A 6,351-nucleotide genomic window follows, 5' to 3' on the forward strand; every position below is an offset into this window, starting at 1 on the left:
CCACAAAACACCGCTGCATAGACAGCACGTATCGGTCACCGATCTTTCGGCAACTGACGGGGAGACGGATCGGTAGAGACAGTTGAACGATGTACTGTTTTGGTAGACTCACTTTTGCACGTTGGACTGTCACAATCTTTGGTAGTATGATGCACCATGCAGCAGCAACTACTGTCCCGATCTCGTATCATATGTATGATACTCGGCCAAGCAGCCGTGAATCTATCGACGTCAGCACAGATAGTCCCGCTGCAATTTGGAGGGGGATTCATCGAACTCGCGATTTTGTTCTTGGTACTCGCGGTCGTTGCGGCGATTCTCGGTGCGAGGGGGATTGCCGGGCTCAGCATGCAGATCGCCAAATGGCTTGTCATCATATTCGTCATTCTGGCTATCATCTCATTCATCCTCTAACCTAACGTCGATTACCGGCGGAAAACCCGGCCCCGGACGACAGGCCTTCCGGGTCAATGATTGTTGATGGCGCGCTTTCGGGTGGGTTCCTGATATCGGTGACGGACCCAGAACCGGATTGTGAGAAAACTTCGCTGTCGGTCAGCGACGACGCTCGTCCCTCTGAAGCGATATCCACAACCCCCGCTAGAAGAGCGTCATAAATTATAATAATTTCCCGTATGCATCGCTCGTATGGGTTCGAGCTACACCCGTCACGAGTTCGTACTGAGTGCTGTCGGGCAGCGCTGGTGGGTGACTGGTATCGGAACGAGTGTCGTCCTGTTGTACGTCATCTCTGCGTTCTTCCTCCGAGGCGTCGAGATCTGGGGAACGACTGCTCTGTACGCCGGTGGTGCCGTCGGTGGCGTCGTCGCCGGGTTCGTTCTCGGGACGAATGTCTACGACGGTCTGGTTGCGGGGCTACGGGCCGGGATCTACGGTTTGATCGCGCTCTCGGTCGTGGGCGCCGTCACGCTCTTCGTGTTGTGGTACTCCAACTCCGGGGACTTTTTCTTCTACTGGGTGCCGCTCTACGGGTTCGTAGGGTTCGTAGGTTTCGTCCCCGTCTATGCGATCACCGGAATGGTGAGCGGCGCGGTGGGTGTCCTCGCGCGGCGCGTGGTCGTTCCGGACCACCTGAATCCCGACCCCTACTGACCGACCGGTTGTGAGTCCTGGGGGCCGGACTCACGGTAGCTACCAGCGTGCCACCCACACAGCCTGCTTACCTGCCGAACGACAGCGCCTGAGAACCCCGGCCGCCTGACGGCACGAGTTCACCGACGAGACGCTCTTTTAACGGAGATTGCTGATGGCGCGCTTTCGGGCGGTTTTCTGGTATTGGCAACGGACTCAAAACCGGATTGTGAGCAGACTTCGCTGTCGATCAGCGACGACGCTCGCCCCTCTGGAGCGATATCCACAATCCCCGCTAGAAGAGCGATGAACCAATCTGCTCTCTCTGTCAGTGCAAGAGACACGCTCTGCCTCGGTCACGACATTACTGACAGGAGTCGATCAAATCGGTTACGACTGTGCAAGATAGAAGGCGCGAATTCCCCACAATCGTCTCTGAATGTTTCAGTCGGGACACAATGTAGAGGGCAGTAACAGCTGATGCTGCCGGCAATGGATTTCGGGAGTCTCTGAACGTGCAGAGGCGAGGGTGTTATTGAGTGCTAGGCCGATGTCCAGTTGTCATGCACTCTCTTGGCGAGTACTTCGACGAGTTCACCCACCGAGACTGGCAGACCCGCGATCCAACTGCCGTCAGCGACACAGTCAGGATTGCAGTCGTCGGCCTAGGCTGGTTCACCCGTGAGTGGGCACTTCCGGGCATCGAGCGCTCGGGGTTCACCGAGGCGACTGTCGCAATCGATATCGACCCAGATGCCGTAGCCACCGTCGCGGACGAGCACGATCTCATAGGACTCACGCCCGAGAAATTCCGTAATGGGGTGGCCAGCGAGGCGTACGACGCGGTCTACGTCGCGACGCCGAACGCGACCCATCTCGAATATGCCGAAATCGCGGCCGATCAGGGCGCTGCACTCCTCTGTGAGAAACCACTGGAGGCATCTCTCGACCGAGCAAGGCGCCTCGTAACTATCTGTGACGATGCTGATATTCCCCTGATGGTGGGATATCGGATGCAGACCGACCCCGCAGTGCGTCGTCTCAAAGAACTCCTCCGCGGGGACTTCATCGGTGATGTCCTCCACATTCACGGCACCATGTCACAGACGATGCTCGGAGAGTTGGGTGAGGAGACCGGTCAGTGGCGTTTGGACCCCGACCTCTCGGGTGGGTGTGCACTCATGGACATCGGCATCTACCCGCTCAACACGACGCGGTTCATCCTTGACGCTGACCCGACGGAAGTGTACGGCCACACACGCTCGGCGCACGACCCTTTCGAAGAGGTCGACGAACACGCCACCTTCCAGCTGCGATTCCCCGATGACGTTCGTGCGCTCTGTTCAGTGAGTCAGAACGCACAGCACGCCAGCCGACTTGAAATCACTGGCACTGACGGACAACTCATCCTCGATCCCGCGTTCTACGAGCGGGAAGCCCGTGAACTCACACTCGTCCGCGATGGTGTCGAGTCGGAGATTGAATTCGACCCCGTCCACCAACTCGAAGAGGAGTTCGCGTACTTCGGCCATCACCTGCTGACTGACACCAATTTCGTCCCCGATGGCGAGCATGCACTGGCCGACATGCGCGTCCTCGATGCGGTGTACGAGTCCGCAGCCACCGGCACTCCCATAGCCGTCGAGTGACCGCTCGTGTCCGGGCTCAAAGATAGTCACTGTAGTGCTCGTGTTGCGACGATATCTGTGCTGACTCCATTTTCTATATCCAGCACGCGCATCCTGACAGAGTATGAGGGTGTTGTATCAATCAGCGATTGATTTTCTGAAAGGCCACCAGTTTGGCTGTACGCGAATTCCCGTGACACCCACTCGGCCGCTCCCCCATCGAACGAAAGCAAAGCCTTTGCGTTCGTCCAATCTCACCCCGTTGCTGTCGGGTGATTACGGCCGCGAAAATACGGGCGCGAGGGGATTTGAACCCGATGGCGAGACTCGCTGTGCTCGTCTCGCGTGATTCAAATCCCCTCGATGGCGCATTTGCTGCTCGCGAATTGCTCGCAGCAAAATGCGACGGGCGCGAGGGGATTTGAACCCCTGACAACTTGGTCCGGAACCAAGCACTCTGTCCACTGAGCTACGCGCCCTCACGGAGCAGTATCGCCGACGAGAGTATAATGGTTGTGAACTGCACTGACCACGACCGCCCGTCGATCGGACGGGGATGATCTACGGTTGTTCGCCAGTCTTGATCGTAAATTCGGCGGTCGGGTAGGCCACGCACGTCAGACAGTAGCCGTTGTCCATCTCCTCCTCGGAGAGGGTGTCGTTGTTGCTGTGGCGGACGAACTCCTCGGCCGGCCCGTCGTCGATATGGCCGGCACACGAGAGACACTGGCCCTGTCGACAGGAGTACGGCAAGTCCCAGTCCTCATCTTCGCCGGCCTCCAGGATGGTCTCGTTGTTGGCGACTTCGATCGTCTGGCCTTCCTTCGCGAACTCGATCTCGTAGTACTCGACTTCCTCGATCGCTTCGGGATCGAACCCGGACTCTTCCTCGCTCTCCTCGAGTTCGCCCTCCGAATCGCCGGCAGCGATCGCTTCGGCCGGCACGCCGCCGCCGCCACCGACGCCGCGGTTATACGGCTCGGGGAAGTCCGTCTCCGGCACGGTGGCGGCTCGCCGTTCGAGCACCTCGCGGGAGATGTCCTCGCCGGCCTGCCAGCCGGTCCCGCGCGCGAAGTGTAGCACGACCGCGACGAGCGTCAACGCCAGGCCGAGCAGGAGGCCCACTGTCTGAACCATGTGCCCCGATATGAAACAGCGTCTTATAGGGGTTGGTTCACCGGCAAATCCCCCGGCGATCTCCCGCTCCCCCTCCGCTCCGCTGATGGCCGCTCACCAGTTTACTTCCGCGCGATCTCGTGGCGGCCGAACCCGTACCGGAGTCGGTTGGCCAGCCGGCGGGAGAACCGCCCTTTGCCGTCGCCGGTCGCTCGCGAGGCGAACCGCTCGGCAAGCGCCTGATAGATCAGCGGGACCGGTACCTCCTGTTCGAGCGCTTCCTGGACCGTCCAGGTGCCGGTCGAGCCGCCGGCGACGTAATCGGCGACATCGCCGAGGTCGTTGCCCTCCTCGCGGAACGCCTCCTCGGCGAGTTCGAGCAGCCACGACCGGATGACAGAGCCGTTGTTCCAGGTGTGAGCGACGGCCTCCAGATCAAGGTCGTAGCGGCCGTTGGCCAGCAGCTCGAAGCCCTCGCCGTAGGCCTGCATCAGCGCGTACTCGACGCCGTTGTGGATCATCTTCACGTAGTGGCCCGACCCCGAGGGGCCCATCCGGTCGTGGCCCTCCGGCCCGGTCGCGACGGCGTCGAACGCCGGCGTCAGTTCCTCGTAGGCCCATTCGGGACCGCCGATCATCATCGAGAAGCCCAGCTCCGCGCCGGCCGGGCCGCCGCTGGTCCCGCAATCGAGATACGTGGCGTCGGTTTCCTCCCCGCGCCGGATCGAGTTCTCGAAGTTGGAGTTGCCGCCGTCGACGACGATGTCGTCGCTGTCGACGTACGGCTCCAGTTCCTCCAGCGCGGCGTCGACGGGGTCGCCGGCGGGCACGTTCAGCCAGATCCGTTTGGGCGAGGACAGCTGCTCGGCCAGATCCGGGATCGATTCCGCGGGCGTAGCGCCGTCCTCGGCGGCCGCGGCGACGGTCTCGGGGTCGACGTCGTAGGCGACCACGCTGTGGCCGTCCGCGAGCAGTCGATCCGCCACGATGCGTCCCATCCGTCCGAGTCCGATGACTCCGATCTCCATACCCCACTCTGGTCTGCCCCCGATAGTAGGGGTTGTGATTCGCATCGCGAAACCCTCCTGCCGCCCCACTATATTCACATTTGATACTCCCCGATCACGGGGGGCTATCATAGACATCAGAGATAAAATTCAGGATTTCCGGGAGTATCAGTCAGTTTTCCGCGTCGAGAACCGTCGCGGGGGTCTTTTCACGCCGAGAAAAAGGCCCGACTGCAACCGATTGTAGGCTGGTTGAATCGAACGATAGTAAAGGTTTATATAGGAACCCGGAGACAGAAACGAGCAGACACGGCAGTCGGGCACGCGGGGCAGATCGAGTCGTCGGTCACCGTCGAACGCGTGTCCGTGCTGGCGTGCATCAGAACGATACAAACCATGCAACTGAAAGAACTCATCACGGACGACGATGCAGTCAGTCCAGTGATCGGCGTGATCCTGATGGTCGCGATCACGGTGATCCTCGCGGCTGTCATCGCGTCGTTCGTACTCGGACTGGGCGACACGACGAACACGACACCGCAGGCTAGTTTTGACTTTGATTACGACCAGGGCGATACCTCTACAACCGATTCATTCGGGAACACTGGTACGGATGGTCTCCTGACTATCACTCATGAAAGCGGGGATAGTATTGAAGCCACCCAGCTGTATATCAGAGGTTCATCTGATAGTTCAGATGTTGAAGTTGCTACGGACTCCAGTAACAGTCCGAAGTACAGTTCGGGCGACAAAATATCAGCTGGTGATACAATTAATGTTGGGGTAGCGAATGGAGACACCGTTCGCGTCGTCTACGAAGATTCTTCTGGAGACAGCTCCAGCACACTCGGCTCTTGGGAAGGCCCTGACGCATAAACAATGAAACTGAAAGAACTCATCACGGACGACGACGCAGTGAGTCCGGTGATAGGCGTGATCCTGATGGTCGCGATCACGGTGATCCTCGCGGCCGTCATTGCGTCGTTCGTGCTCGGACTGGGCGACACGACGAACACGACGCCGCAGGCGAGCCTCAACTTCGACTATACGAACGCAAGTGGCGACATTGATACGCTTGACATCACTCATGAGAGTGGTGACACGCTCGCTGTCAGTCAGACATCGCTGACAGTCAACGATGCCTACGGTGATGACGGTGGTGGTTATGCTAGTGTATCATATGATACAGACCTCATAACTAGTAGTAATGTAGGTAGCGACGAGCTCACTGCGGGTACGACGATCACATTAGATGATGGTGGCTTTAGCTCCCTCGGCAGCAGTAATACTCTCGACCTTTCTCAGGCTACCGTCAAAGTCATTTGGACCGACGATTCGGGCGACAGCTCCAGCACACTCGGCACCTGGGAAGGTCCCGAGGCCTAACTAACGAACATCCTTTTCCCTTTTTACTCAGCTTTGCACGTTAGCGTCAGCTGTTGAATGAACGAACAGGTGATCGATTTCTTCCATCAGGTCATCGACGCCACGATCATTATTGTCCCGAA

The 6,351-nt window shown here is 59.0% G+C and carries 7 protein-coding genes and 1 tRNA gene; 5 read left to right on the forward strand and 3 right to left on the reverse strand.

Annotated elements, in window-relative coordinates; translation table 11 throughout:
* Window positions 1-195 precede the first annotated feature (195 nt).
* From OB916_RS13955 to gfo6, 3 genes are all read left to right on the forward strand, one after another.
* Window positions 196-414 carry a DUF1328 domain-containing protein gene (locus OB916_RS13955; protein ID WP_315909906.1) on the forward strand — a complete coding sequence of 73 codons (219 nt, stop codon included), beginning with the start codon at window positions 196-198 and terminating at the stop codon, window positions 412-414.
* Window positions 415-648: 234 nt separating this feature from the next.
* Window positions 649-1,113 (forward strand): hypothetical protein, encoded by a 465-nt coding sequence (locus OB916_RS13960; protein ID WP_315909907.1) that lies wholly within the window; start codon window positions 649-651, stop codon window positions 1,111-1,113.
* A gap of 542 nt (window positions 1,114-1,655) precedes the next feature.
* On the forward strand, window positions 1,656-2,741 hold the full coding sequence (gene gfo6 / locus OB916_RS13965) for a D-xylose 1-dehydrogenase Gfo6 (RefSeq protein ID WP_315909908.1): 1,086 nt from the start codon (window positions 1,656-1,658) through the stop codon (window positions 2,739-2,741).
* Between the two features lie 385 nt (window positions 2,742-3,126).
* Here gfo6 and OB916_RS13970 read toward each other — a convergent pair.
* The 3 genes from OB916_RS13970 to gnd all read right to left on the reverse strand — a co-directional run bounded on the left by OB916_RS13970 (window position 3,127) and on the right by gnd (window position 4,864).
* Window positions 3,127-3,199: transfer RNA gene (locus tag OB916_RS13970), tRNA-Arg, on the reverse strand.
* A gap of 82 nt (window positions 3,200-3,281) precedes the next feature.
* The gene (locus tag OB916_RS13975; protein WP_315909909.1) at window positions 3,282-3,857 is read right to left on the reverse strand and encodes a 2Fe-2S iron-sulfur cluster-binding protein; all 576 of its coding nucleotides are present in this window, start codon (window positions 3,855-3,857) and stop codon (window positions 3,282-3,284) included.
* A 101-nt stretch (window positions 3,858-3,958) separates the two neighbouring features.
* The gene (gene gnd / locus OB916_RS13980) at window positions 3,959-4,864 is read right to left on the reverse strand and encodes a phosphogluconate dehydrogenase (NAD(+)-dependent, decarboxylating) (protein ID WP_390884089.1); all 906 of its coding nucleotides are present in this window, start codon (window positions 4,862-4,864) and stop codon (window positions 3,959-3,961) included.
* A 375-nt stretch (window positions 4,865-5,239) separates the two neighbouring features.
* Between gnd and OB916_RS13985 the strand changes: the two genes are divergently transcribed.
* Both OB916_RS13985 and OB916_RS13990 read left to right on the forward strand, forming a co-directional pair.
* Complete coding sequence (locus tag OB916_RS13985; protein WP_315909911.1) at window positions 5,240-5,719, forward strand: type IV pilin N-terminal domain-containing protein; 480 nt, start codon at window positions 5,240-5,242, stop codon at window positions 5,717-5,719.
* Window positions 5,720-5,722: 3 nt separating this feature from the next.
* A complete protein-coding gene (locus OB916_RS13990; protein WP_315909912.1) occupies window positions 5,723-6,229 on the forward strand; it encodes a type IV pilin N-terminal domain-containing protein in 507 nt (168 codons plus the stop codon).
* Window positions 6,230-6,351 lie beyond the last annotated feature (122 nt).

It is taken from the genome of Halapricum hydrolyticum, from assembly GCF_025517535.1.
Lineage (GTDB): Archaea > Halobacteriota > Halobacteria > Halobacteriales > Haloarculaceae > Halapricum > Halapricum hydrolyticum.

Coding starts and splice junctions, on each gene's coding strand:
- OB916_RS13955 (WP_315909906.1), top strand. CDS start 196: ATGATACTCGGCCAAGCAGCCGTGAATCTATCGACGTCAGCACAGATA.
- OB916_RS13960 (WP_315909907.1), top strand. CDS start 649: ATGGGTTCGAGCTACACCCGTCACGAGTTCGTACTGAGTGCTGTCGGG.
- gfo6 (WP_315909908.1), top strand. CDS start 1,656: ATGCACTCTCTTGGCGAGTACTTCGACGAGTTCACCCACCGAGACTGG.
- OB916_RS13975 (WP_315909909.1), bottom strand. CDS start 3,857: ATGGTTCAGACAGTGGGCCTCCTGCTCGGCCTGGCGTTGACGCTCGTC.
- gnd (WP_390884089.1), bottom strand. CDS start 4,864: ATGGAGATCGGAGTCATCGGACTCGGACGGATGGGACGCATCGTGGCG.
- OB916_RS13985 (WP_315909911.1), top strand. CDS start 5,240: ATGCAACTGAAAGAACTCATCACGGACGACGATGCAGTCAGTCCAGTG.
- OB916_RS13990 (WP_315909912.1), top strand. CDS start 5,723: ATGAAACTGAAAGAACTCATCACGGACGACGACGCAGTGAGTCCGGTG.